This is a genomic window from Mesorhizobium sp. M0058, from assembly GCF_040323095.1.
In the GTDB taxonomy this organism is placed as follows: domain Bacteria; phylum Pseudomonadota; class Alphaproteobacteria; order Rhizobiales; family Rhizobiaceae; genus Mesorhizobium.
Genome location: NZ_JAMYUQ010000008.1, coordinates 1 through 24,917, shown reverse-complemented (window position 1 = coordinate 24,917; position 24,917 = coordinate 1). Strand labels below are relative to the sequence as shown.

The window sequence follows — 24,917 nt, the reverse complement described above, 5'->3', positions numbered from 1 at the left end:
TGGGCTTGGCAGAGCCCAGGAAAGAGTGCGCGACACATAGCAGCCACGGGCTTTTAGTCAACAAATCGGCTGCACATTTGCCGGTCTTGTGATGGCTTTGAGACCTTATGGGGCGACCTACATTAGCGTTAGCGGGGGACAGTCGCGAGAGCTTTGTTGACGTTGCCTTCACCCGGTGCCTAATGTTTCCTTGTTAACGCGTTCTGAACGCGAAGCGATTCGGTGATGGGCAGGGCACAGGACGAAGGCCATGACCGGCGAAACCACACTCAAGGAAGTCATCCACAGGCTGGGCAAGGCCATCGAGGGGCTGGAAAACGCCGTCGCGGCCAAGCTCGAGCACGAGCGCGACTATTCCGAAGCCGAGGCTGAGGTGCAGCGCATGAACGCCGACCGTTCACGGCTGGCGCAGGAACTCGACAATTCCGAAGCCCGCGCCGAACGGCTGGAAGATGCCAACAAGGAAGTGTCGCGCCGCTTGGTGACCGCCATGGAAACCATCCGCGCGGTGCTGGACAGGTAGGAGCTGCAGGCCATGGCACAGGTCACGGTTTCCATCGACGGCAAGCAGTATCGCATGGCTTGCGACGAGGGTCAGGAAGAGCACCTGATCGACCTCGCCGAGCGGTTCGACCGTTATGTCTCGCATCTGAAGGATTCGTTCGGCGAGATCGGCGACCAGCGGCTGACGGTGATGGCCGGCATCATGGTGATGGACGAGCTTTCGGAGCTGCAGAAGCGGGTCAAGGGCATGGAGACCGAAGTGCAGACACTGCGCAAGACGCGCGACGAAGCGCTGACCAAGGCCGACAAGAACGACACCGTGCTGACCAGCGCGCTCGGCGCGCTCGCCCAGCGCATGGAAGACCTGGCCACGTCGCTGGCGGTCAACAAGGCCTGAGTCTTCCCCGCACAAACGAAAGATTGTCGGCCCAACGTCGGTCCGTAGAACGAAAGTGCTCGTTCGGTCGCCAATAATAGTTTCCTATTGTCCTGCAGCCGCGATTTTTGCGCTAAGATGCGGGAATGCCGGAGCGTTGACGCCGTCCACGGCCGCTCCTGACGAAATCTGTTGCTGGGGAATAATGCCATGAGCCTTCGTATCAACGACATCGCGCCTGACTTCACCGCCGAGACCACGCAAGGGCCGATCAAGTTTCATGACTGGATCGGCGACGGCTGGGCGATCCTGTTCAGCCATCCGAAGAATTTCACCCCGGTCTGCACCACCGAGCTGGGCACGATGGCGGGGCTCGAAGGCGAGTTCAAGAAGCGCAACGTCAAGGTCATCGGCATTTCCGTCGATCCCGTTGCGAGCCACGACAAGTGGCAGGCCGACATCAAGACGGCGACCGGCCAGACGGTGAACTACCCGCTGATCGGCGACAAGGACCTCAAGGTGGCCAAGCTTTATGGCATGCTGCCGGCGGGCGCCGGCGAGACGTCGGAAGGCCGCACGCCGGCCGACAACGCCACGGTGCGCTCGGTCTATGTCGTCGGGCCGGACAAGAAGATCAAGCTGGTGCTGACTTACCCAATGACGACGGGCCGCAACTTCGACGAGATCCTGCGCGCGGTCGATTCCATGCAGCTGACCGCCAAGCACCAGGTGGCGACGCCGGCCAACTGGAAGCAGGGCGAGGATGTGATCATCACCGCCGCGGTTTCGAACGAAGATGCGGTCAAGCGTTTTGGCGCTTTCGAGACGATCCTGCCCTATCTCAGGAAGACCAAGCAGCCGTCAGCCTAGGTTTTCTCCGTCGGAGCTATTTCGGGCTTCAGTCCTATTTGTGGCAAGGCGTGCTTGACCGGCGCGCTTTGCCAGATGACCATGCTCTTGTTCAGCCCCGACGGAGAAAACGGTTCCTGTCGGGCAAGGGGCAGGGGAGCCGGATATTGGACATCGCTTCGGCCAAACCTGAGGTCGCCGGCTTCTACGACAAGCCGACCGGCGCCATCCAGTATGTCGTCACCGACCCGGTGACGAGACGCTGCGCCGTCATCGACCCGATCCTCGATTTCGACGAAAAATCCGGCGCGACGGCGACGAAGAATGCCGACGCCTTGCTGGATTTTATCCGCGAAAACGGGCTGGAGCTCGAGTGGATCCTGGACACCCATCCGCATGCCGATCATTTCTCGGCGGCGCACTATCTCCGGGAAAAGACCGGCGCGCCGACGGCGATCGGCGACAGGATCATCGAAGTCCAGGCGCTGTGGAAGGCGATCTACAACTGGCCGGATTTCCCCGCAGACGGCTCGCAGTGGGACCGGCTGTTTGGGGAAGGCGAAACGTTCATGATCGGCAACCTGCCGGTCAAGGTGCTGTTCTCGCCCGGCCACACGCTCGCCTCGATCACCTATGTCGTCGGCGACGCAGCCTTCGTCCACGACACGCTGTTCATGCCCGACAGCGGCTCGGCAAGGACGGACTTTCCCGGCGGCAGTGCCGCGCGGCTGTGGCATTCGATTGAGGGCATTCTGGCGCTGCCGGACGATACGCGCGTGTTCGTCGGCCACGACTATCAGGCCGGCGGCCGCGAGCCGTGCTGGGAGAGCACGGTCGCCGAGCAGAGGGCAAAGAATATCCACCTCGTTGCGGCGCGCAGCGAAGCCGAGTTCGTCGACTTGCGCGAAGCGCGCGACAAGACACTGCCGATGCCGCGGCTGATCCTGCATGCGCTGCAGGTCAACATGAATGGTGGACGGCTGCCGGAACCGGAGGCCAACGGCCGAAGGTATCTCAAGTTTCCGCTGGATGGGCTGTAGATCGGTTCATGCTGGTGGCGCCGTCGCCGAAGCTGCCAATCTCCCCCTCAAGGGGGGAGATCAGCTGTTGCCCGACTTTCGCTAACCGCCGACGGACGACAAAACAAAAAAGGCGGCGCCGGTTTCCCGACGCCGCCTTCTGTTCCTTAGCCGAACCCGGCTTTACGCCGCGGGCTGCGCCTCGATCGTGCGCAGCGCCTGCATCTGGCGCTTGGCGGCGGCCTTGACCGCGTCCTGCACCTTCTCGAAGGCGCGCACCTCGATCTGGCGCACGCGCTCGCGGCTGATGTCGAACTCGGACGACAGCTCTTCCAGCGTCAGCGGCTCCTCGGCGAGGCGGCGTGCCTCGAAGATGCGCCGCTCACGATCGTTGAGCACGGCCAAAGCACCCGACAGCATGCCGCGGCGGTTTTCCAGCTCGTCCTGTTCGATCAGCATGTCTTCCTGGCTTTCGTGGTCATCGACCAGCCAGTCCTGCCATTCGCCGGATTCACCTTCGCTGGCGCGGATCGGCGCGTTCAGCGACGCGTCGCCCGACAGGCGGCGGTTCATCGACACGACTTCGGCTTCCGACACGTTCAGCCGGGTGGCGATCTCGGTGATCTGGTCGGGCTTGAGGTCGCCATCGTCCAGCGCCTGGATCTTGCCCTTCACCTTGCGCAGGTTGAAGAACAGGCGCTTCTGATTGGCGGTCGTGCCCATCTTGACCAGGCTCCACGAGCGCAGGATGTACTCCTGGATCGAGGCCTTGATCCACCACATGGCGTAGGTCGCGAGGCGGAAGCCACGCTCGGGTTCGAATTTCTTGACGGCCTGCATCAGGCCGACATTGCCTTCCGAGATCACTTCGCCGATCGGCAGGCCGTAGCCGCGATAGCCCATGGCGATCTTGGCAACGAGCCGAAGGTGGCTGGTGACGAGCTTGTGCGCAGCGCTGGTGTCTTCATGCTCGGCGTAGCGCTTGGCGAGCATGTACTCTTCCTGCGGCTGAAGCATGGGAAAGCGGCGGATTTCTTCCAGGTAGCGGCTGAGGCCGCCTTCGCCGGAAACAATACTGGGTAGTGACTGGGCCATGATTGCGCCCCCTCTCTATTGGAGTGATGCCCCCGAAACGCGGCGGGCATGTGACGCGAGCACCAAAAGGCTCGCCCGCGGCAACTGATTTATATAGGAACAAAACCAGAAAAGACAGGCATTTGTTCAACACGAAACAGTGTGTCACGCTGAAGTGAACAATGCCGCTCAGGTTTTAGCTGGCTTGTTTAGACGCAATTCCGGACGGAAAACCGTTTCACACTTTTCCTGGAATTGCTCGGGTTCAGAGTTTGCGAAAGCCGCCGACGAGTTCCTCCATGTCCCCCGGTATCGGCGCCTCGAACCTCATCGATAAATGGGTAGCCGGGTGCCGAAATGCAAGGAGCCAGGCATGCAAAGCTTGCCTGGAAAATGCCTTGACCTGACCCTTCAGCCGCTCGGGCAGCCGGTTGGCCTTGGTGCGGAAGGCCTGGCCGTAATCGGGGTCGCCGATGACGGGATGGCCGATATGGGCCATGTGGACGCGGATCTGGTGGGTGCGGCCGGTTTCCAGCCGGCATTCGACCAGGCTGGCGGTGGCGAACGCCTGCTGGCCCTCGCCGAAACGCTCCTTGACGGTGAAATGGGTCACGGCGTGGCGGGCATCGTCACGGCCTTCCGGCACGACGGCGCGGCGCACGCGGTCGGCGGCACGGCCAAGCGGCGCATCGACCGTTCCGGCCGGCCGCGACGGGATTCCCCAGACCAGCGCCAGATAGGCACGTTCGAGGTCGCCGGTGCGGCCGTGGTCGGCAAAGGCCTCCGACAGCGCCTTGTGGGCGCGGTCGGTCTTGGCCACCACCATGACGCCGCTCGTTTCCTTGTCCAGCCTATGGACGATGCCCGGCCGCCTGACGCCGCCAATGCCGGAAAGACTGTTGCCGCAGTGGTGGATCAGGGCGTTGACCAGCGTGCCGGTCCAGTTGCCGGCGCCGGGATGGACGACGAGGCCGGCCGGCTTGTTGATGACGATCAGCTCGTCGTCCTCATAAAGCACGTCGAGCACGATGGGCTCGCCTTGCGGTTCGGCCGGTTCCGGCTCGGGCATGACGACCGATACGCGCTCGCCGGCACACATCTTGCGCTTGGTCTCGTCGACCGGCTTGCCGTCGATCGAAACGGCACCTTGCCGGATCAGCATCTGCACCCGGCTGCGCGACATGTCAGGCCCGAGGGCGCTCGCCAGCCACTGGTCGAGGCGCTGGCCGGCCGCTTCCGCGCCGGCTTCGAGCACGGTCGGCGCCGCCTCTATGAATTGTCCAGCCTCTATCAATTCAGGGGTCTCTTCGCTATGAGCGCTCATCGAAAAAAGTTCCGGAAAGTTCTGCCATGGCCCGGCCCGTTGCCGACGAAGAAGAAAAGCCGCTCGATCCCGAGATCGAAAAGGTGCGCGGCAGGCTCATCCGTTTCATGGCCATCAATCTCGGCCTGCTTTTGCTGGCCCTTATGGTGGTGATCGCGGCCATTGTCTACAAATCGTGCAAAGCGCCGCCCGCGAACCCGCCGCTCGCCAACGACATTCCAGTTCCGCCCGGCGAGCCGCTCGCGGCCGACATAGTGCTCCCGGTCGGAGCCAAGGTGATCAGCCAGGCTCTGTCGGGCAATCGCATTTCGATCGACGCCGAGATCAGCGACGGCAGCCGCACCATCTTCGTCTACGACATCGCCGAGCGCCGTATCATCGGCCGCTTCGCCATCCGCAACAAATGAGCGGGCCGAAACAATGACCGGGTTTGCCGACCATCGCCGCATAGCAACCGTTACGCTCGTCGTCGCCGATTATGACGAGGCGATTGCCTGGTATGTCGGCAAGCTTGGCTTTGCGCTCTGCGACAACATCGATCTCGGTGACGGCAAGCGCTGGGTGACGGTAACGCCGTCGGCCGGGCAAGGCCCCCGGCTGCTTCTGGCGGAAGCGTTGGACGATGTGCAGAAAAGCCGCGTCGGCGACCAGACCGGCGGCCGCGTGGTTTTGTTTCTCGAAACCGACGATTTTGCCAGGGACCATGCGACGATGCTGGAAAACGGCGTCGATTTCCATGAAACGCCACGCCATGAGCCGTACGGCACCGTGGCGGTTTTCGCCGATCTCTACGGCAATCTGTGGGACCTGATCGAGCCGAAACGCTAAGTCCGCAAACCGAGATTGCACAGAAGCGGTCCGGCGGTTCGAAGCCCAGTTGCTTTTTCCAAACCGTCAGCCTATATCGCCGGTTCTTGAACGCGCCCATCGTCTAGCGGTCAGGACACCGCCCTCTCACGGCGGGAACAGGGGTTCGATTCCCCTTGGGCGTACCAAACAACGACTTTCCTTCCGCATCATCGAAAATTTCGGGCAGCAGCCGCGCGGATCGCGTGTGACCGCGAGGGTCGGCGGCATCAGCGAAATTCGGCAAGTCCGCGCACCCGAATACACCCAATTTAAGTCAGGCCGCGACGCTTGAAAGCGTAGCGATCTCTGTTACTTGCGGTGCGGGGATAGCATCTGCGGCAACGCGGATTTGGTTTGGCATAGCAGGCATGAATTCGGCAAAAATGATATGCCCGTGCTGTCACGGCAGCGGGCAGGTTTTCGATTGCTTGAAATGGCGTGAGTCGAAAGGGCATTGCTGCCCGCAAGGTACGCATCGGGCCGGCTGTCCCGGGCAGACCATGGCATGCGCCGAATGCGCGGGCCTGGGCACGCTGGCGGAGGCCGAACTCAGAGCCGTTGCGTAGCCTCAGGTCATGCAACCTTAAGCCTCTTTCACCATCCAGCGCCGGCAGTCTCCGCGAGCTTCTGGCGCGGCGCTGCCAATTGCACTAGCATCATTGTACGAAGCCTAGCCAAAGGGCTCTTTGCGGCGCGCAAGACGCCGGAGAACATAGGCGAGGGTCGGGGAGGAGGACACCGATGCAGAAATTGCAGTCGCAGGGCGTCCATCACATCACGCTCGTCGGCGCCGGCCGCCGGACCTCGATCGATTTCTGGGAAGGCGTGCTCGGCATGCCGTTCATTTTCGAGCAGCCCAACCTCGACAAGCCAAGCGAAAGCCATCTTTATTTCGATCCCGGCGACGGCAGGCTGATCACCGTCTTCACCGACGAGAGCCGCACGCCGGTCAAGCGGCGCACGCCCACCGAACCGGGCTGCGTCCATCATATTGCGTTCTCGGTGTCGCGCGTGACCTTCCTGCAGGCGGTCGCCCGGCTCGACGAGCGCGCCATCAAGCACAGCGGCGTCAAGGATCGCGGCTTCATGGATTCGATCTATTTCGAGGATCCGCTCGGCCTCTTGATCGAGCTGGCGTCCTATCGCTTTGAGCCGCCGGCCGGCTTCACCCACGCCGATGTGCTGATGCAGGCGCACAAGCTGCGCGTTGCGCGCGGCGACTACAACATCGCCGAAGTGCACCTTGCCGACGCGATCCAGACGCTGGTCGAACGGTCGCGCGCGACCTTGTCGGACGACCGGACGCCGAAGAATCCATACTGACGGCCAGCAAAAGGGGAGGACCATAATGGCAAAGACAGTTAAGAGCGCTGGCAAACCAGCGGCCAAGCCAGCAGCAAAAGCGGCAGCGAAGCCGGCCGCAAAGGCGGCCGTAAAGGCCGCGCCGAAGGCAGCCGCGAAGCCGGCCGCGAAAGCCGCGACAAAGCCGGCTGCCAAGAAATCCGCGCCGAAGGTCAAGGCGGCGAAAAAACCGGCGCTGAAGCTCTCGATGCTGAAGCCGAGCGTCAACAACATGACCGTCCGGGTGTTTGCCCGTGCGGCCGGGTTCGACGCCGCCGAGACTGACGCCTGGGGCCACACGCGCTCGCCCGAATATATGGCGCGCAATCCGGCGCATCTGACGCCGATGATCGAGGACAAGGGGCTGCCGCGCGGCGTGCTGTGGGAGAGCTGTGCCATCATGCAGTATCTCGCCAACAAGCACGGGCTGGAGAAATTCTATCCCAAGGCACCGGCCAAGCGGGCGATGGTCGACAGCGCCATGTTCTACCTGATCGGCACGCTCTACCCGTATGTGGCGCGCGCCACCTATCCGGCGCTGGGTTTCCCGCACTATGCCGGCGAGGTCGGCCATAGCGACGCTCATCCGGAGAAGAAGTCCGAGGCGCAGAAGGCCGCCATGGCGGCGATTGCCGAGCCGCTGGAGGTGTTTCACTCCTTCTTCAGGGACGGCAAGCCGTTCATCGGCGGCAAGCACCCGTCGATCGCCGACATACGCCTGGCATCGACGCTGGAGTTCCTGGCCGTCATCGACTATGCGCTGCCAAAATGGGCCAAGGAGTATGTCGCGGCGATGGAGAAGAAACTCGGTAAGGCCTATGCCGAGCCGGCCGGCGACGTGCGCGGCTACATCGCCTATGTGAAGTCGCAGGCCAGCGCGTAAAGCTGAGGATTCATTAACCAGAACGCTGTCTATTGAAGGCACCGCGCGACCACGGATGTACTGGCGCAAGGGTGAAGGGAAAGGTCGGCGCAATGCCGGCCTTTTGCTTTTCGCCGATGCGCCATCAGGCACGTCTCATGCTGTAAAGTCCGACATCAGGCATATTGCCATCGTCTGCTTCGACCCTACCATCATGGTCGGCGGACGACACACGAGGAGCTTTGCGATGAAGGGCGTAGCGAGAGTGTTCGCGATTGCCGGTGTTGTGTTGGTCGGAGGCTACCCGTGCAATGCCGCGCCGCTCGACACGATGGCGGAGGTCGGCGATGCCATCCAGGCGTGCTGGACGCCGCCGGCGGGTGTTGGAAATGCCAGCGTCACCTTGAGCTTCAGCTTCAAGCGCGACGGCACGCTGATCGGTCCGCCGCGGCCGACGGCGATCAAGGTCGATGGCGATGCGGATACCAGGAAGTCGTTCGTCGACGCCGCAACCACTGCCCTGCAAAAGTGCTTGCCGTTGAGCTTTTCGCCGACGCTGGCGCAAGGCGTCGCGGGCAATGTCTTCACCGTGCAATTCGCTTCGCCCAAGCAGTAGGCGAGCGGGCGAGCGTTTCACCGTTTCGCCGAAACGGCGACCCGCCCCCCGTTGTCTTGACGCAATTCCGGACGGAAACCGCTCGCACTTTTCCTGGAATTGCTCTGATCAGTTGTGCGGGCGCCTGATATCCACATGCCGCTGCAGTTCCGGCGCCTCGAAGACGTAGTCGGCCCAGGCGGATTCCGGAATCTGTCCGGCGAGATAGCATTCCAGCAACAGGCTCTGTTCGGGATCGAGCGCTCTCGGCGCCCGCTCATGGTCCAGCCCCAGCGAGTGGAACAGGTTCCTGGTCAGGCCAGAGACAGTGAAGTGAATAGACATCTTCGGTCTCCTTTGCCCGACACAACGCGAGACACCGGAGAAAGGTTTCATCCGCAAGGGCCGATAAGGCGGGATCGATGATTGCGGCGGCCTGGGCTCGCCGGAGCCTGGCTACGTCTCAATCTTGAAACAAAAGTGTAATAGCGAATTTACGGGAACCGGCATAATACACTCGGCATAAAATACCTGGCGGTTCTTGGCGTCTCTTCAATTAGACTTGCCTCACGCATTGAGGCTCAATCGGCTGGAGCGGCGATCGGCTCCACAGGGGTACAAGGACCAGGTGTCGCCGATGATGCATTTGTGGCTTGTCGTGACCTTTGCACTGGTGTCGGTAGCGGCAAGCGTCCTCGGCATTTCGGCTTCCCTTGCCGATCCATGCGCCGCGCTCAGGAGCCAGCTGGCACCGTCCGGCCGCAGCGGCGGGATCAGCTCCGAGCTTGCGCAGCTACGTCGCCAGCTTGCGGCGATCCAGGGGCTGGAGAGGCAACGCCGGTGCACGGCGCAAAGTGCGGTGGGGGGCTTCTTCAATGCTTGCGCCGACCTCGCCAAAAGCCGCACACAGGTGCAACGCCAGATCGCCGGCGCCGCGATTTCGCGCCGGGATGCGTCCGGACTGCAGGCCAGGCTCGTCGCGCTCGGCTGCACGCCCGCCGCCGGGCAACAAAGACAGCGTCCTGCTGGCGCCATGATCGGCAGCAATTCGATGCTGTTTTGCGTTCGTCTCTCCGACGGCTATTTCTTCCCGGCGCCGAAATCGCAGTTCGTGCAAGGCGGCGATGTCAAGGAGATGGTCGACCAGTGCCGCTACATCTGCGACGATGCCGGCGTCGACCTGGGACCCAAGCCTTGAAACCGAAGAGATGGTCGCGCTCGATACGCGCACATCCTACAAGGACCTGCCGACGGCCTTCAAATATCGCAATGATGCGAACTTCAGGGCCTGCGACCTCAAGCGCTATCACCAGCGCGTTGCCGAGCTGAGAGCGCGCAGGTGACGCCAGCCAATATGGCCAACGCGATCATTCCTTTGCCGTCAGCGAAGCCGGATCTTGGCACCGTGGCGCAACTTCCCCAGCCTGGCGCAGACGCTGCAGAGGCCAGGGGCGCCGCCCAGCGACAACCGGTCGAGCCATTGGCCGGCTCGCGGCCGGTCAGGGTGGTCGGGCCGGCTTTCTTCCCGGCGGAGTAACCTGCGCCTAGAGCGTTTCACCGTTTCACCGAAACGGCGAACCGCTCTATGTCTTTGTTTTACGCAATTCCGGACGGAAAACCGTTTCACACTTTTCCTGGAATTGCACTAGTACCAGCTATTCGCAAACCATCCTGTAGCGTTTGCCGGGTTCGCTGACATTCTTGCAGGTGAGCGGATTGGCCGGTTCGGAAGCCATGCTGGGCGGGCTGGACCTGACGTGCCGCCTTGGCGCAGCTATTTGTGTTGTGTGCCTGCGTGCCGCGGGCCGGTAGGGCTCCTGCGGCGGCGGCGTCGGAAACACACCGGCTGCCGCCTGCATCCGGCTGGCCTCAGTCTGCGACGGATCGCGATCCCAGACCCGCCTGATATCGAGCGGCTTCGGGATCACCACCGTGCCGTCATAGCTGCGTGCGCAGCCGCTGCCCGCAAGCAGCGCCAGGCACAGGAAACAAGGCACGATCCAACCCGTCATCAGCAACACCCCCGCCGACTTATAGCCCGGCCGGGGTTCCGCCGACAACCGGCGGAATACCGCAGGGCAATGTGGCTCTGGCCGCAGTCTGGATTGGTTATGGTTAGCGGATCATTAATGCTTCTCGGGCAAATTCCGCCGGCGAACCGCTGAGGGGGTTCGGCCTTGGCTTTCGGGGTGGGAACGGGATGGCTGACGGGACTGTTGGAACACGCGGCGGACGCGGTTCCCGAAAAGGGGTGGTGAACGGCGAGGATACGTCCGTCGGGGGTTCGCCCGAAGCGCTGCGCGAACTGGTCGGGGCCGGCGCCGACTGGGTCTGGGAGACCGACGCCGAGCTGCGCTTTTCCTGGCTTTCGGAGAACTACCAGGCCGCCACCGGCATCGATCCGGCCAGCATTCTTGGCCGTTTCCGCTTCGATTTCCTCAAGCAGATGGTGCACGGCAATCGACACGCCGCCGCGCATCTGGAGGATCTGCAGGCGCATCGGCCGTTTCGCGACTTTGTTTATGAGTTGAAGGGCGGCCGTCCCGGCTGCCGCTGGGTTTCGATCACCGGTTCCCCGCGGTTCGACGGCGAAGGCGAATTCATCGGCTATCGCGGCATCGGCCGCAACGTCACGGCACTGGCCGGTGCGCTGGACGAACTGCGGGAGGAGGAGAGCGATCCGCCGGCCGGCGAGGCCACGCAGCACCTCGCCGATCTCGAGCGGACGATGGATGCCATGCATATGGGCGTCGTGCTGCTTGACGAAAAGCTCGGCACACTCATCGTCAACAAGGCCTATCGCGAGCTCTCCAGGATTCCCGATGGCGCCGTCACTGTCGGCGCGCCGTTCAGTCTGTTGATGGAACTCAACCGCCGCAACGGCATCTACGGCGATCTCGATGAACAGCAGTGGCAGCACTACCTAGCCACCCGCATCGAGGAGATCAGCGCCGGCTCGGTTGCGCCACGCGAATTTCTCCATGCCAATGGCAGGACGATGATGTTCTCCGTGACGGCGTTGTCCGGCGGCAAGCGGCTGTTGACCTACTACGACGTCTCCGAGCTCAAGCGTCGCGACGCCGAGATCGAGAGTGCCAACGCCAAAATTACGGAGACCTTCGCCAATCTTCGCACGATGGTCGACCAGATGCCGATCGGCGTGCTCGTCCTCGATGCGGAGATGCGCGCGGAGGTGATCAACCGCGCCTTCTATGATTTCTGGGAAATCGATCCCCGACGCGCCGGCATCGGCTGCGGCTTCCGCGAACTGATGCAGGCCAGCCGCGATATGGACCCTTACGGTGCTGACGATGCCGAATGGCAGGGCCACATCGCCGAGCGCGAAGCAGAAATCTCGGCCGGCCTGGTGGGCTCCAGGCAACTGCCACGCAATGACGGCCGTACGCTGATTGCCTCGCTGGCGCCGCTCGCCGGCGGCAAAAGGCTGATCTCCTATGTCGACGTCACCAACATGAAGGATCGCGAGGCTGAACTCGCCCAAGCGCTGGAGAAATCGCGGCTGGCCGAGGCGGTGATCAACGGCGTCAAGGACCCGATCTTCGTCAAGGACGACAATCTGCGTTTCGTCTTCGTCAATGAGGCGTTTTCGGCACTGTTCGGACAGAGCCCGCAAGCGATGCTGGGCAGGCCCGGCGGCGACTTCCTCAAGCAAAAGGACGCCGCGCAATTCGAAGACAGCGAACGCGCCGTGCTGGCGACCGGCACGCCCTACGAGGTCGAGGAGACTTTCGACGCCGAGGGCGCCAGCCGCTCGCGCATCGTGCGCAAGAACCGCGTCGGCATGCCCAGCGGCCGCAACTATGTCGCCGGTTTCCTGTTCGACATCTCCGACATGAAGCGCCGCGAGACCGAAGCCGAGGACGCCCGCAAGAACCTCACCACGGTGCTGGAGTCGCTGCCGGCGGCCGTCATCATCTATGACCGCGACGACAAGTTCGTCTTTGCAAACCGCAAGCTGCAGGACACGCTGCCGGAGCTGAAACCGGCATGGCAGCCCGGCCGCAGCTTCCGCGAGGCCCTGGAACTCGGACATTCGGTCGGCTATTTCCGATCGAGCGGCGATCGAGAAATCGATAGGCTCTATGAAGGCGACCCCGATGTCTGGCTCAATGCCATCCTCGCCCGCTATCGCCTGCCCAACTCGTCCTATGAGCGCCTCAATGCGGACGGCCGCTGGTATCAGGTCTACGATATGCGCACCGAGGACGGCACCTTCATCGGCGTGCGCGTCGACATCTCGGAGATCAAGAGCCGCGAAAAGGCGCTGCAGGAAAGCATGCGCCAGATCGACCTGTTCCGCCACGTCATGGACGAACTGCCGGTCGCCGCCTTCATCAAGGCGCAGGATCTGAGCATGGAATTCGTCAACAAGGCCTGGTGCGCGCTGACCGGCATCCCCAAAGAGGAAGTCATCGGCCGGACCGATCTCCAGCTTTTCGGCATCGACGACGCCGAAACCTACACCCATGACGACACCGAGGTCGTCGTCACCGGCCGCGGCCGCGAGATCGAGGAGCCCGTTACCCATCGCGACGGCACGGTGCGGCAATTGATGACGCGCAAGAGCCGGCTGGTGGCGCTCGATGGGTCGGTGCACCTTGTCGGCTCCAGCACCGACATCACCGACGTCAAGGCGCGCGAGCAGGCGCTGGAAGAGAGCATGCGCGAGAACGAGGTGTTCCGCAATCTCATCGACAACGTGCCGGTGTCGATCTACGCCAAGCGCTCCGACCTCAGGCAGTTCTACGTCAACAAGGGCTGGTGCGACCTCACCGGCCTCCGCAGGGAAGACGCGATCGGCAAGACGGACATCGAGATTTTCGGCGAAGACGGCGAAGCCTTCGTCAACAGCGATCTCGCCGTGCTGCGCACAGGCGATACACAGGAGATCGAGGAAACGGTGACGCTTGCCGACGGCAGCGTGCGCCACCAGTTCGCCCGCAAGGGCGCGATGATCGCGTCCGACGGTTCGCTCTATCTGATTGGGTCGACCACCGACATCACCGAACTGAAGCTGCGCGAGGCCGAACTGCGCGAGGCGCGCCAGCGCGCCGTGCTGGCCGACCGCGCCAAGTCGGAATTCCTGGCCAATATGAGCCACGAGATCCGCACGCCGATGAACGGCGTACTCGGCATGGCCGAGTTGCTGGCCAAATCCGACCTCGATCCCAAGCAGAAGACGTTCACCGATATCATCGTCAAGTCGGGTAACGCGCTCTTGACCATCATCAACGACATACTGGACTTCTCCAAGATCGATGCCGGACAGCTGGTGCTCGACCCTGCGCCCTTCAACCTGCCCGAAGCAATCGAGGATGTGGCGACGCTGATATCGACGCGCGCCAAGGAGAAGGACCTCGAGCTCATCGTGCGCGTCGAGCCGGGCCTGGAAAGCCTGTTCGTCGGCGATGTCGGTCGCATGAGGCAGATCGTCACCAATCTGGTCGGCAACGCGGTGAAGTTTACCGACGAAGGCCACGTGCTGGTCGACGTGACCGGACAAAGGGGGCCGACGGGGACAAAGCTTACCGTTTCGGTCACCGACACCGGCATCGGCATTCCGCAGCAGAAACTGAAGCTCGTCTTCGAAAAATTCAGTCAGGCCGACACCTCGTCGACCAGACGCCACGAAGGCACAGGGCTCGGGCTCGCCATCACCTCGCGGCTGGTCGAGTTGATGGGCGGCGAGATCGGTGTCGAGAGCGCCGAAGGCAAGGGCTCGACCTTCTGGTTCACCGTGACATTGCCCAGGGCCGAGGAACAGACCGGACGGCGGATCATGCCGGTCGACGTGACCGGCTCACGGGTGCTGATCGTCGACGACAATGCCGTCAACCGATCGATCCTGAGCGAGCAGATGGCGTCATGGACCTTCGATTCCTGCGCCGCCGAAAGCGGACCCGAAGGGCTCAAGGTGCTGGTCGCCGCGGCAGCCTACGGCGTGCCGGTCGATTGCGTCGTGCTCGATTATCAGATGCCGGGGATGAGCGGCGCCGAGATGGCGCGCGTCGTGCGCAGCACCGCAGGGCTGGCCGACACGCCGATCATCATGCTGACTTCGGTCGACCAGTCGCTCGCCAACACCAGCTATCGCGATCTCGGCATCGACGCCCAGCTAATCAAGCCGGCGCGTTCCTCGGTGCTTCTGGAAACGCTGGTCGCCACCATCCAGCGGCACCATCACAATATCACAGACGGCCGTGTGCTGCCGGCGGCAAGCAGCGGTTCCGGCGGCGGCAGGAACGAACCGTCGCCGGCAAAGCCGCCGCTCGCTGCCTCGGAACGCGCCCTGCTGCAACCGCCGCCGGTTCGTGCCCGCGCCCGGGCCGCCGGGGATGAACGCCGGCTCGACATCCTCGTTGCGGAGGACAATGAAGTGAACCAGATGGTGTTCACCCAGATAATCGGCGAAACCGGCTACAGTTTCGAAATCGTCGGCAACGGCCGCAAGGCGCTTGATGCCTTCGGCCGGCTTAATCCGCGCATGATCCTGATGGACGTCTCGATGCCGGAGATGAACGGGCTCGAGGCCACCGCCGCAATTCGCCGGCTTGAAGAACATACGGGTATGCATATCCCGATCGTCGGCGTCACCGCGCATGCCTTGAAGGGCGACCGCGAGCGCTGCCTGGAAGCCGGCATGGACGACTATCTGCCCAAGCCGATCAGCCCCAGGGCGCTGCTCGAAAAGGTCGAGCGCTGGGTCGGCATATCAGGCGAAGCCCAACGAGACGCTGGATAGCAACCTGCGGCGCCGGCCGGGATTCGGCCGCGCCGCAACAGACAAGGCTATGGTGCGATCGCACCATATCAAAGCTGGCGCCCAGTCAAGACAATGGTCGCGACGAAACCGCTCATTCAGTTACGGGCGGGAGCAAGCGACCGCCGACAAGAAACAGCGTCGAATCTACCCCAACGGACCTGTTTTTGGCGATGGCTCGGCCAAGATTCGCTCTGGCCACGGGCAACGCGCTCCCGTCCGGTTTTTCTTTCTCGGCATCGCGGCCTGCGATGTGCCGGGACTTGATGCCAGCACGAATCGCGCAAGCGTCTGATTCCAGCGGCAACTTCCATCCCCACAAACCGGCTTAAAGGGTGCGGCCCACAAGACGTCTGTGCGACGTTACCTGGCTGACACGAAACTGTCATGCGACTGTAATAATCGAAGGCTATTGGCCTCAGCGGGCGCCGGTTTGAAGAGGGCGCCAAGAGACCATCTTCCGAACAGGAGCAGGCCACATGAAGAAATTCCTCGTTACGGCATCGGCCGTGGCGGTAGCGTTCGCCGCATCGTCCGGTGTCGCCGCTGCGCGTGACCAGATCCAGGTCGCCGGTTCGTCGACCGTGCTGCCTTACGCCAAGATCGTCGCCGAGCAGTTCGGCGAAACCTTCACCAACTTCAAGACCCCGGTGGTCGAGTCCGGCGGCAGCGGCGCCGGCATCAAGGAGTTCTGCAAGGGCGTCGGCGAAGACACGATCGACATCGCCAACTCCTCGCGCCCGATCAAGAAGGACGAGTTGAAGTCCTGCGCCGACGCCGGCGTCAAGGACGTCCAGGAAGTCCGCATCGGCTATGACGGCATCGTCTTTGCCACCGACATCAAGGGTCCGGACTGGGCGCTGGTTCCCGCCGACATCTACAAGGCGCTCGCCGCCAAGCTGGTGGTCGACGGCAAGCTGGTCGACAACCCGAACACCAAGTGGAACCAGGTCAATCCGAAGCTGCCCGACTGGGATATCGCCGCCTATATCCCGGGTGAGAAGCACGGCACCCGTGAAGTGTTCGAGACCAAGCTGCTCGACGCCGGCTGCGACAAGGCCGCTTTGAAGGCTGCCGGCATCGCCGACGACAAGGAAATCGGCAAGACCTGCATCGCCATCCGCAAAGACGGCAAGGCTGTCGACATTGACGGCGACTACACCGAGACGCTGGCCCGCATCGACTCCAACAAGAGCGGCGTTGGCGTGTTCGGCCTCGCCTTCTACGAGAACAATGCCGACAAGCTGAAGGTCGCTACCGTCGAAGGCATCGTGCCTTCGACGCAGACCATCGCCGATGGCACGTACCCCGTGTCGCGGCCGTTGTTCTTCTACGTCAAGAAGGCGCATCTGGGCGTCGTTCCCGGCCTCAAGGAATATGTCGAGTTCTTCCTTGATGACCAGATGATCGGCCCGGAAAGCCCGCTCGCCCAGTACGGCCTGGTTTCCGCTCCCGACGCCGAACGTCAGGGCCAGCGCGACGCCTTCGCCGCCGGAAAGACGATGTAATCAACCGACCGGATCAGGGCGCGGACCAAATCCGCGCCCTGATTTCGCCGCTTGCCGCAACGGTGGCGGCGATCTGAATTTTCCCTGGGGTGGGTGATGTCGTCCTTGCTCGTACTCGCCATAGTCATCGCCATAGGCGTGGTCGCTTTTGTGATCGGCCGCCAGCGCGCAGCGGCGCAGGATACCGGCAAGGTCAAGCCGCATTCGCGCGCGCATTATCATGGCTGGTGGGCCTTTCTGCTCGCGGTCCTGCCTGCCGTCCTGCTGCTCGCCGTCTGGGATATCGGCTCTTCCTTCTATCTCGACCGGCACATCCATGCCGCTTTGCCCGAGCGCACCGCCGACACAAAGGTGGCCAGCGAAGCGCTCGACGCCAGCATGGTGAAGAGCCTGGCCAAGGGCCTGCGCCGGCTCGATGGCGATACCGCACTTCCCGCTACTTTCGCCGAATTGCAGCCGCTGCTCGCCGCCAAGGGCGTGGCACTGGCCAGCGACACACAGGACTATATGATCCCGATCGCGGTCGAGGCGAACCAGGTCCAGGACCGGCTCGGCCTGTTCGGCGCCGTGCTGACCTTCGCGCTGTCGGTCGCCGGCGCCTTCTATGCGCTGAGGCAGATCGCGCCGCGCGCCAGGGCGCGCAACAATGTCGAGAAGCTGATGCTGTGGGGGCTGCTTGCGGCCTCGACCATCGCCATCCTGACCACGGTCGGCATCGTGCTGTCGATGCTGTTCCAGACGATCACCTTCTTCGAGAGCGTATCGCCGATGAGCTTCTTCTTCGGCACGGTGTGGGATCCGCGTTTCGCCGCCGCCGGTTCCGGCGGCAGCCAGGGTCAGTTCGGCCTGATCCCGCTACTCGCCGGCACGCTCTACATCGCCGCCGTCGCGCTTCTGGTCGCAGTGCCGGTCGGGCTGATGTCGGCGGTCTACATGTCCGAATATGCCTCGCGCGGTGTGCGCTCGGTGGTCAAGCCGGCGTTGGAACTGCTGGCCGGCATTCCGACCATCGTCTACGGCATCTTCGCCGTTGTCACGCTCGGACCGTTCTTGCGCGACCTGTCGGCGGCACTCACCGGCGGCTCGCCCTTCATCCAGGGCCAGAGCATCTTCACCGCCGGTCTGGTGATGGGCGTCATGCTGATCCCGGTCGTGTCCTCTTTGTCCGACGACATCATCACCGCGGTGCCGCGCGCAATGCGTGACGGCTCGCTCGGCCTCGGCGCCACGCGCTCCGAGACGATCAAGCGGGTGATCCTGCCGGCGGCACTGCCCGGCATCGTCGGCGCCATCCTGTTGACGGCGTCGCGCGCCATCGGCGAGACGATGATCGTCGTGCTGGCGGCGGGCGTCGCCGCCAATCTGACGGCCAATCCGTTCGAGGCGATGACGACCATCACCGTCAAGATTGTCAACCAGCTGACCGGCGATCTCGAGTTCAACTCGCCGCAGACGCTGGTCGCCTTCGCGCTCGGCCTGACGCTGTTCGCGCTGACGCTGGTGATGAACATCGTCGCCCTCTACATCGTGCGCAAGTACCGGGAGCAGTACGAATGACCGACATCCCCCTGGACACGATGGCGGGTGCCGTCGCGCGTCCGCGCCGCGACATCGGGCTGAAGGCGCGCTATGCCGCCGAACGCCGGTTCCGCATCTATGGCGTGATTGCGATCTCGGTGGGCCTGGCGTTCCTGGCCATCATGTTGATCACCATCGTCTCGAAAGGCTACACCGCCTTCTGGCAGACGACGGTGACGCTTCCGATCACCTTCGATGAGAAGGTCATCGACCCCTCGAACAAGCGTGCCACAGACCCGAATGTGCTGATCAAGGCGAACTATCCCAAGCTCGCCGAAAACGCGCTGGTGGCCAAGCTCGGCATCGATCCGGCCAACAAGCCGATGATGCTGAAGCTCAGGGGCTTCCTGTCGGAAGGCGCCCGCGTCCAGCTGCGCGACATCGTCTCCGCCGATCCGTCGGTGATCGGCAGGACGCGTGACGTCGACATCCTGGCTGCCGCGAACCTCGACTCGGCCTTCAAGGGTCAGATCGACCTCGGCGTCGATGAAGCGCGCCGCAAGGTGTCCAACCAGCAGATCGACTGGATGAACAAGCTTAAAGCCGACGGCGTGATGGCCGAGCATTTCAACACCGGCCTGTTCACCTATGGCGCCTCCAGCCGGCCCGAAACGTCGGGCATGGGCGTGGCGATCATCGGCTCGTTCTACATGATGGTGATCGTGCTGTTGCTGGCGCTGCCGATCGGCGTCGCCGCCTCGATCTATCTCGAGGAATTCGCCAAGAAGAACCGCTTCACCGACCTGATCGAGGTCAACATCAACAATCTCGCGGCGGTGCCGTCGATCGTCTTCGGTCTGCTTGGCCTTGCCGTGTTCATCAACTTCCTCGGCATGCCGCGCTCGGCTTCCTTCGTCGGCGGCCTGGTGCTGACCTTGATGACATTGCCGACCATAATCATCGCCACGCGCGCCGCCCTCGCCGCGGTGCCGCCGTCGATCCGCTCGGCGGCCCTAGGTCTCGGCGCCTCCAAGATGCAGATGGTGTTCCATCACATCCTGCCGCTTGCCGCCCCAGGCATCCTTACCGGCACCATCATGGGCCTGGCGCGTGCGCTCGGCGAGACAGCACCGCTGCTCTTGATCGGCATGGTCGCTTTCGTCGCCGATTATCCGACGACGCCTTTCGATCCGGCGACCGCGCTGCCGGTTCAGATCTATATGTGGGCAAACGAGGCTGAGCGCGCTTTTGTCGAGCGCATGTCCGGCGCCATCATCATCCTGCTCGTCTTCCTCATGGCCATGAACATCACCGCGATCGTGCTCCGGCGCCGGTTCGAGCGGCGCTGGTAGAAAAAAGGCAATTTGGTATGAACATCATGACCGAACAGTCCCTTGAGAATGCAGTGGGCGACAAAATGAACGCCAAGTCGAACGAAGTCATCAAGATGCGCGGCGACAAGGTCGGCGTCTTCTACGGCGAGAAGCAGGCGTTGTTCGACGTCAATCTCGACATCCGCCAGAACCAGGTGACGGCGCTGATCGGCCCGTCCGGCTGCGGCAAGTCGACCTTCCTGCGCTGCCTCAACCGCATGAACGACACCATCGATTCGGCGCGGGTGACCGGCAAGATCACGCTCGATGAAGACGACATCTACGACAAGAACATCGATGTCGTCGAACTGCGCGCCCGCGTCGGCATGGTGTTCCAGAAACCCAACCCGTTCCCGAAGTCGATCTACGAGAACGTCGCCTACGGCCCGCGCATCCATGGGCTGGCCAAGCGCAAGTCCGACATGGACCAGATCGTCGAGCAGAGCCTGAAGAAGGCTGCGATCTGGAACGAGGTCAAGGACCGCCTGCAGGAGCCCGGCACCGGCCTGTCCGGCGGCCAGCAGCAGCGCCTGTGCATCGCGCGCGCCATCGCCGTGTCGCCGGAGGTGATCCTGATGGACGAGCCCTGCTCGGCGCTCGATCCGATCGCCACCGCCCGTGTCGAGGAGCTGATCGACGAACTGCGCCAGAACTACACGATCGTCATCGTCACCCACTCGATGCAGCAGGCGGCGCGCGTCTCGCAGCGCACGGCGATGTTCCATCTCGGCTATCTCGTCGAGGAGGGCGCCACCGACAAGATGTTCACCAACCCCGACGACAAGCGCACCCAGGACTACATTACCGGCCGCTTCGGCTGAGCCGTCCGGCGGGTGAATTTTCAGGCACGAGGACCAAGATCATGGGTGAACATACCGTCGCCTCCTTCGATGAAGAGCTCGGGCAGATCAGCAAGCTGATCCGCGACATGGGCGATCTGGCAGGCTCGATGGTCAGCGGCTCGACCAGGGCGCTGCTCAATTCGGACAATGCGCTGGCACAGCGTGTCGTTTCCGACGACGCCATCATGGATGCGCGCCAGCGCGAACTGGACGACCGCGCCATCACGCTGATCGCCAAGCGCCAGCCGATGGCCAACGATCTGCGCGCCGTGGTCGGCTCGATCCGCATGGCGGGCGACCTCGAGCGCATCGGCGACCTCGCCAAGAACATCGCCAAACGCGTCGGCACCGTGGGCTTGAGCGTCACGCCGCGCGACCTCTCGCACTCCATCGATGCCATGGCGCAACTGGTGCTGATCCAGGTGCAAGGCGTCGTCGAGGAATATGCCGCCACCGATGCGGCAGCGCTTGCAAAACTCAGGAATGACGACGAGCGCATCGACGTCAAATACACGTCCGTGTTTCGTGAGCTCTTGACCTACATGATGGAAGACCCTCGCAACATCACCGCCTGCACGCATCTCTTGTTCTGCGCCAAGAATCTTGAGCGCATCGGCGATCATGTCACCAACATCGCCGAAAATGCGTATTATGTGCTGACCGGCCAGCAATTGCCCGCCAATCGTCCGAAGCAGGACGAGACGGCGATGGCCACGCCGGCCTGATGAGGGTGAACTGCCTATGATCGCGCCACGCATCATGGTCGTGGAGGACGAGGAGCCGCTGGGCGTGCTCCTCCGCTACAACCTCGAATCCGAAGGCTATCAGGTCGAGGTGGTGACACGCGGCGACGAAGCCGAGATCCGCCTGCAGGAAAACGTGCCCGATCTCCTGGTGCTCGACTGGATGGTGCCCGCTGTTTCCGGCATCGAGCTCTGCCGGCGGCTTAGAGTGCGGCCCGAAACCGAGCGGCTGCCGATCATCATGCTGACCGCGCGCGGTGAGGAAAGCGATCGCGTGCGCGGCCTGTCCACCGGTGCCGACGACTATCTGGTCAAGCCATTCTCGACGCCGGAGTTCATGGCGCGCGTGAAGGCGCTGCTGCGCCGGGCCAAGCCGGAAGTGCTGTCGAGCGTGCTCAAGGTCGGCGACATCGTGCTCGATCGAGAATCGCACCGGGTCTACCGCAAGAAGAGCGAGATCAGGCTCGGACCGACCGAGTTCCGGCTGCTCGAATTCATGATGCGCCATCCCGGCCGCGTGTTCTCGCGCAGCCAACTGCTCGACAATGTCTGGGGCGAGACGATCTATATAGACGAGCGAACCGTCGACGTCCATGTCGGGCGCTTACGCAAAGCGGTCAACAACGGCCGCATGCCGGATGTCATCCGTACCATTCGCGGCGCCGGCTACGCGATCAGGGAAGATTAGGATGCTGCGCGTCGCGCCGTTGCCGGCCATTCAGGCGACATGCTTGCCGGATTTGGCCTGAATGCCCGGCGCGAAAATCTCCTGATCGACGAAGCCGAGCGCGCGCATGGCACAGCCTTCGCGGATCAGCGGCAGCTCGTTGGGCTCGGTGTCGAAGGAGATCGATTTCGAGTGCTGGCCGCCGGCGGTCTGGGCGATCGCTTCGCGCAATGCCGGTTCGATCAGGTCGAAGGCGGCGGCGCTGACGCCTACCATGGCGACGGGTGCCGGATCGATCAGCGCAAACAGGCTGCCGAGGCCGAAGCCGAGCGCCTCGCCGGCCCTGCGATAGGCTTCGCGCTCCGGGCCGTCGGTTTCGCGGGCGCGCGCGGCGAGTGCGCGCATATCAGCGTCGCCGATATCGACCGGCTCGGCATCCTCGCCCATCATTTTGGCGCTGCGCCAGATGGCGTAGTTTCCGGCATAGGCTTCCACGCAGCCGCGCCGCCCGCAGCGGCAGAGCGCGCCGCCCGGACGGTGGATCATGTGGCCGAACTCGCCGCCCGAGGAATGGGTGCCGGTGAACAGTTCGCCTTTCAGCACCAGGCCCATGCCGATGCCGTGCGATAAGAGGATGGCGATAAAATTGTCGCGGTAGCGCTCGGGCTGGCGCCATTGCAGCGCCACCGCCATCATGTTGCAATCGTTCTCCATGGTGGCAGGAATGCCGAATTCCGCTTCCAACATGTCGGCGAAGGCAATGTCGGTCAGTGGCGTGATCGGCGACCACAGCATGGCGCGCGCCTGCGAATCGGTGATGCCCTGGATGCCCATGGCAATGCGGGCGATGCTCTGGACATCGAGGTCGGGATCCTCAAGCCGCCGCCGGACGATTGCTACGCATTCGCCAATCAGCTCGTCGCGCGGCTTGGTCAGCGTGTCCAGCCGGCGCTGTTCCTCGGCGACGACGTGGCCGGCATAGTCGATGACGGTGACGGACAGGAAATTGAGCGACAGCACGACGGTCATCACCGCCGCCGCTTCCGGGTTGAGACCAAGGCCCACCTGCGGCCGGCCGCGTTTCAGTGCGCCGGTCTCGCCAGGTTTGCCTTCAATCAGGATGCCTTCTTGAATCAGATCAGACGAGATTGCCGATATGGTCGAGTGGCTGAGGCCGGTGGTCGCCGCAATCTCGGTCCGCGACGGCTGGCCGGCCCGGCGCACGGCTGAAATCACCATCGCACGGTTGCGACGGCGCAGATCGTCGTGGCGGATTCCAACCGACATTTGTTTCCTCCCGGCCTCCTCGCGCCTCATGATAGTGACGGCGTTCGACGGCACCAGCCAAATATTGGCAGACGCCGGCAGCCCTGTCATTGTTTATTGCGGACCTCGAAAAAATTCGGCACGGCCATCAGAATCCATCAGAATCGATGTTGACAGCGCGTTATCATTGAACCAGTATTTTTTCGAGGCTCGAAAAAATAGCGCCTCTGTGTGCCGGCCCTCGGGCCAGTTTTGTCGCGCCGCACGCGGCGCAGGGAGGATTATGATGAACAGATTTGCAGCCGCCATGCTGGCGGGTGTCGCCATGTCGCTGGCGCTGATGTCGGTCGCGCAGGCGAAGGACAAGGTCATCGGCGTGTCGTGGTCGAACTTCCAGGAAGAGCGCTGGAAGACCGACGAGGCGGCGATGAAAACGGCGATAGAGGCTGCCGGCGACAAGTACATTTCCGCCGACGCGCAGTCCAATCCCGGCAAGCAGCTGACCGACGTCGAAAGCCTGATCTCGCAGGGCGCCAACTCGCTGATCATCCTGGCGCAGGACGCCTCGGCCATCGGCCCGGCGGTGCAGAAGGCGCTGGACGAAGGCATTCCGGTCGTCGGCTATGACCGCCTGATCGAGAACAAGGACGTCTTCTACCTGACCTTCGACAACAAGGAAGTCGGCCGCATGCAGGCCCGCGAAGTGTTCAAGGCGAAGCCCGAAGGCAACTATGTCTTCATCAAGGGCTCTGGCTCGGATCCGAATGCCGATTTCCTGTTCTCGGGCTCGATGGAAGTGCTCAAGGAAGCCATCGACTCGGGCAAGATCAAGAATGTCGGCGAGGCCTATACCGATGGCTGGCTGCCGGCCAACGCGCAAAAGAACATGGAACAGTTCCTGACCGCCAATGACAACAAGGTCGATGCCGTGGTTGCGGCCAATGACGGCACCGCCGGCGGCGTTGTCGCCGCGCTGACGGCGCAGGGCCTTGCCGGAACGGTTCCGGTCTCGGGCCAGGACGGCGACCATGCCGCTCTGAACCGCATCGCGCTCGGCACGCAGACGGTGTCGGTGTGGAAGGACGCGCGCGAACTCGGCAAGAACGCCGCCGAGATCGCCTCGCAGCTTGCCGATGGCAAGAAGACGGGCGACATTGCCGGCGCCAAGGACTTCACCACGCCTGGCGGCAACACCGTCAAGTCGCTGTTCCTGACCCCCGTCGCGATCACCAAGGACAACCTCAACGTCGTCATCGACGCCGGCTGGATCAAGAAGGACGAAGTCTGCACGGGCGTCGCCGCCGGCAGCGTCGCGGCTTGCAACTGATCTCGACGACTTGAAGAAATGAGGCGCCGCGGGGGGGAAACCCCGGGGGTTTTTTAAACGGAAATTTTTGTTTTACGCCAAGGGGGGGAAAATATATGG

General features: G+C 63.0%; 22 protein-coding genes, 1 tRNA gene and 1 pseudogene. 19 read left to right on the top strand and 5 right to left on the bottom strand.

Annotated elements, in window-relative coordinates:
• Positions 1–250 precede the first annotated feature (250 nt).
• The 4 genes from NKJ75_RS14965 to NKJ75_RS14950 all read left to right on the top strand — a co-directional run bounded on the left by NKJ75_RS14965 (position 251) and on the right by NKJ75_RS14950 (position 2,769).
• Entirely contained in the window at positions 251–523 is a 273-nt protein-coding gene (locus NKJ75_RS14965) for a DUF4164 domain-containing protein (RefSeq protein ID WP_023670128.1), read from the top strand.
• 12 nt (positions 524–535) lie between these two features.
• On the top strand, positions 536–901 hold the full coding sequence (locus tag NKJ75_RS14960; RefSeq protein ID WP_023670127.1) for a cell division protein ZapA: 366 nt from the start codon (positions 536–538) through the stop codon (positions 899–901).
• Positions 902–1,090: 189 nt separating this feature from the next.
• The gene (locus NKJ75_RS14955) at positions 1,091–1,750 is read left to right on the top strand and encodes a peroxiredoxin (RefSeq protein WP_023683982.1); all 660 of its coding nucleotides are present in this window, start codon (positions 1,091–1,093) and stop codon (positions 1,748–1,750) included.
• Positions 1,751–1,896: 146 nt separating this feature from the next.
• Entirely contained in the window at positions 1,897–2,769 is an 873-nt protein-coding gene (locus NKJ75_RS14950) for an MBL fold metallo-hydrolase (protein WP_023690091.1), read from the top strand.
• 162 nt (positions 2,770–2,931) lie between these two features.
• Here NKJ75_RS14950 and rpoH read toward each other — a convergent pair whose 3' ends face one another.
• Positions 2,932–3,843, bottom strand: coding sequence for an RNA polymerase sigma factor RpoH (rpoH, locus tag NKJ75_RS14945; protein ID WP_023670124.1), 912 nt, complete (start codon positions 3,841–3,843; stop codon positions 2,932–2,934).
• Between the two features lie 244 nt (positions 3,844–4,087).
• A complete protein-coding gene (locus NKJ75_RS14940; RefSeq protein ID WP_352499879.1) occupies positions 4,088–5,146 on the bottom strand; it encodes an RluA family pseudouridine synthase in 1,059 nt (352 codons plus the stop codon).
• A gap of 26 nt (positions 5,147–5,172) precedes the next feature.
• Between NKJ75_RS14940 and NKJ75_RS14935 the strand changes: the two genes are divergently transcribed.
• The 6 genes from NKJ75_RS14935 to tolA all read left to right on the top strand — a co-directional run bounded on the left by NKJ75_RS14935 (position 5,173) and on the right by tolA (position 8,814).
• Entirely contained in the window at positions 5,173–5,553 is a 381-nt protein-coding gene (locus tag NKJ75_RS14935) for a fimbrial protein (protein ID WP_352499878.1), read from the top strand.
• A gap of 13 nt (positions 5,554–5,566) precedes the next feature.
• Positions 5,567–5,974 (top strand): VOC family protein, encoded by a 408-nt coding sequence (locus NKJ75_RS14930; protein WP_023693672.1) that lies wholly within the window; start codon positions 5,567–5,569, stop codon positions 5,972–5,974.
• Between the two features lie 92 nt (positions 5,975–6,066).
• A tRNA-Glu gene (locus NKJ75_RS14925) sits at positions 6,067–6,141 on the top strand.
• A 595-nt stretch (positions 6,142–6,736) separates the two neighbouring features.
• Positions 6,737–7,318, top strand: coding sequence for a VOC family protein (locus NKJ75_RS14920; protein WP_023670120.1), 582 nt, complete (start codon positions 6,737–6,739; stop codon positions 7,316–7,318).
• A 25-nt stretch (positions 7,319–7,343) separates the two neighbouring features.
• On the top strand, positions 7,344–8,219 hold the full coding sequence (locus NKJ75_RS14915; protein WP_023670119.1) for a glutathione S-transferase family protein: 876 nt from the start codon (positions 7,344–7,346) through the stop codon (positions 8,217–8,219).
• A gap of 226 nt (positions 8,220–8,445) precedes the next feature.
• On the top strand, positions 8,446–8,814 hold the full coding sequence (gene tolA, locus NKJ75_RS14910; protein WP_023690097.1) for a cell envelope integrity protein TolA: 369 nt from the start codon (positions 8,446–8,448) through the stop codon (positions 8,812–8,814).
• A gap of 108 nt (positions 8,815–8,922) precedes the next feature.
• Here the strand turns inward: tolA and NKJ75_RS14905 are convergent, their stop codons facing one another.
• Positions 8,923–9,138, bottom strand: a complete 216-nt coding sequence (locus tag NKJ75_RS14905) for a hypothetical protein (protein ID WP_023670117.1) — start codon at positions 9,136–9,138, stop codon at positions 8,923–8,925.
• Positions 9,139–9,430: 292 nt separating this feature from the next.
• On the opposite strand from NKJ75_RS14905, the pseudogene NKJ75_RS14900 reads away from it, so the two are divergent.
• A pseudogene (locus NKJ75_RS14900) lies at positions 9,431–10,136 on the top strand (DUF2865 domain-containing protein).
• A 312-nt stretch (positions 10,137–10,448) separates the two neighbouring features.
• Here NKJ75_RS14900 and NKJ75_RS14890 read toward each other — a convergent pair.
• Positions 10,449–10,805: a hypothetical protein gene (locus NKJ75_RS14890; RefSeq protein WP_023693676.1), complete on the bottom strand. Its 357-nt coding sequence runs from the start codon at positions 10,803–10,805 to the stop codon at positions 10,449–10,451.
• A 242-nt stretch (positions 10,806–11,047) separates the two neighbouring features.
• Here NKJ75_RS14890 and NKJ75_RS14885 point away from each other — a divergent pair, with 242 nt between their 5' ends.
• The 7 genes from NKJ75_RS14885 (at position 11,048) to phoB (ending at position 22,246) form a co-directional block, all read left to right on the top strand.
• Positions 11,048–15,556: a PAS domain-containing hybrid sensor histidine kinase/response regulator gene (locus NKJ75_RS14885; RefSeq protein ID WP_352499876.1), complete on the top strand. Its 4,509-nt coding sequence runs from the start codon at positions 11,048–11,050 to the stop codon at positions 15,554–15,556.
• 497 nt (positions 15,557–16,053) lie between these two features.
• Positions 16,054–17,082, top strand: coding sequence for a substrate-binding domain-containing protein (locus NKJ75_RS14880; protein ID WP_023822592.1), 1,029 nt, complete (start codon positions 16,054–16,056; stop codon positions 17,080–17,082).
• Between the two features lie 96 nt (positions 17,083–17,178).
• Complete coding sequence (gene pstC / locus NKJ75_RS14875; protein ID WP_023834996.1) at positions 17,179–18,639, top strand: phosphate ABC transporter permease subunit PstC; 1,461 nt, start codon at positions 17,179–17,181, stop codon at positions 18,637–18,639.
• Positions 18,636–19,952 carry a phosphate ABC transporter permease PstA gene (gene pstA, locus NKJ75_RS14870; RefSeq protein ID WP_352499875.1) on the top strand — a complete coding sequence of 439 codons (1,317 nt, stop codon included), beginning with the start codon at positions 18,636–18,638 and terminating at the stop codon, positions 19,950–19,952. Before pstC ends, pstA begins: the two co-directional genes overlap by 4 nt.
• 17 nt (positions 19,953–19,969) lie before the next feature.
• Complete coding sequence (gene pstB / locus NKJ75_RS14865) at positions 19,970–20,794, top strand: phosphate ABC transporter ATP-binding protein PstB (protein WP_352499874.1); 825 nt, start codon at positions 19,970–19,972, stop codon at positions 20,792–20,794.
• A gap of 41 nt (positions 20,795–20,835) precedes the next feature.
• The gene (phoU, locus tag NKJ75_RS14860; RefSeq protein WP_023670109.1) at positions 20,836–21,540 is read left to right on the top strand and encodes a phosphate signaling complex protein PhoU; all 705 of its coding nucleotides are present in this window, start codon (positions 20,836–20,838) and stop codon (positions 21,538–21,540) included.
• A 16-nt stretch (positions 21,541–21,556) separates the two neighbouring features.
• Complete coding sequence (phoB, locus tag NKJ75_RS14855) at positions 21,557–22,246, top strand: phosphate regulon transcriptional regulator PhoB (RefSeq protein ID WP_023822590.1); 690 nt, start codon at positions 21,557–21,559, stop codon at positions 22,244–22,246.
• Positions 22,247–22,276: 30 nt separating this feature from the next.
• Here phoB and NKJ75_RS14850 read toward each other — a convergent pair whose 3' ends face one another.
• On the bottom strand, positions 22,277–23,512 hold the full coding sequence (locus NKJ75_RS14850) for an ROK family protein (RefSeq protein WP_023834999.1): 1,236 nt from the start codon (positions 23,510–23,512) through the stop codon (positions 22,277–22,279).
• Between the two features lie 265 nt (positions 23,513–23,777).
• On the opposite strand from NKJ75_RS14850, the gene xylF reads away from it, so the two are divergent.
• Positions 23,778–24,818, top strand: a complete 1,041-nt coding sequence (gene xylF / locus NKJ75_RS14845) for a D-xylose ABC transporter substrate-binding protein (protein WP_023683968.1) — start codon at positions 23,778–23,780, stop codon at positions 24,816–24,818.
• Positions 24,819–24,917: the final 99 nt, after the last annotated feature.

Bases quoted from the DNA above. Each gene is read 5' to 3' on its own strand.
- NKJ75_RS14850 (WP_023834999.1), bottom strand. From the start codon at position 23,512: ATGTCGGTTGGAATCCGCCACGACGATCTGCGCCGTCGCAACCGTGCG.
- NKJ75_RS14955 (WP_023683982.1), top strand. From the start codon at position 1,091: ATGAGCCTTCGTATCAACGACATCGCGCCTGACTTCACCGCCGAGACC.
- pstC (WP_023834996.1), top strand. From the start codon at position 17,179: ATGTCGTCCTTGCTCGTACTCGCCATAGTCATCGCCATAGGCGTGGTC.
- rpoH (WP_023670124.1), bottom strand. From the start codon at position 3,843: ATGGCCCAGTCACTACCCAGTATTGTTTCCGGCGAAGGCGGCCTCAGC.
- pstB (WP_352499874.1), top strand. From the start codon at position 19,970: ATGAACATCATGACCGAACAGTCCCTTGAGAATGCAGTGGGCGACAAA.
- NKJ75_RS14915 (WP_023670119.1), top strand. From the start codon at position 7,344: ATGGCAAAGACAGTTAAGAGCGCTGGCAAACCAGCGGCCAAGCCAGCA.
- NKJ75_RS14930 (WP_023693672.1), top strand. From the start codon at position 5,567: ATGACCGGGTTTGCCGACCATCGCCGCATAGCAACCGTTACGCTCGTC.
- NKJ75_RS14880 (WP_023822592.1), top strand. From the start codon at position 16,054: ATGAAGAAATTCCTCGTTACGGCATCGGCCGTGGCGGTAGCGTTCGCC.
- NKJ75_RS14960 (WP_023670127.1), top strand. From the start codon at position 536: ATGGCACAGGTCACGGTTTCCATCGACGGCAAGCAGTATCGCATGGCT.
- tolA (WP_023690097.1), top strand. From the start codon at position 8,446: ATGAAGGGCGTAGCGAGAGTGTTCGCGATTGCCGGTGTTGTGTTGGTC.
- NKJ75_RS14890 (WP_023693676.1), bottom strand. From the start codon at position 10,805: ATGACGGGTTGGATCGTGCCTTGTTTCCTGTGCCTGGCGCTGCTTGCG.
- NKJ75_RS14965 (WP_023670128.1), top strand. From the start codon at position 251: ATGACCGGCGAAACCACACTCAAGGAAGTCATCCACAGGCTGGGCAAG.
- phoU (WP_023670109.1), top strand. From the start codon at position 20,836: ATGGGTGAACATACCGTCGCCTCCTTCGATGAAGAGCTCGGGCAGATC.
- xylF (WP_023683968.1), top strand. From the start codon at position 23,778: ATGAACAGATTTGCAGCCGCCATGCTGGCGGGTGTCGCCATGTCGCTG.
- pstA (WP_352499875.1), top strand. From the start codon at position 18,636: ATGACCGACATCCCCCTGGACACGATGGCGGGTGCCGTCGCGCGTCCG.
- phoB (WP_023822590.1), top strand. From the start codon at position 21,557: ATGATCGCGCCACGCATCATGGTCGTGGAGGACGAGGAGCCGCTGGGC.
- NKJ75_RS14935 (WP_352499878.1), top strand. From the start codon at position 5,173: ATGGCCCGGCCCGTTGCCGACGAAGAAGAAAAGCCGCTCGATCCCGAG.
- NKJ75_RS14920 (WP_023670120.1), top strand. From the start codon at position 6,737: ATGCAGAAATTGCAGTCGCAGGGCGTCCATCACATCACGCTCGTCGGC.
- NKJ75_RS14905 (WP_023670117.1), bottom strand. From the start codon at position 9,138: ATGTCTATTCACTTCACTGTCTCTGGCCTGACCAGGAACCTGTTCCAC.
- NKJ75_RS14940 (WP_352499879.1), bottom strand. From the start codon at position 5,146: ATGAGCGCTCATAGCGAAGAGACCCCTGAATTGATAGAGGCTGGACAA.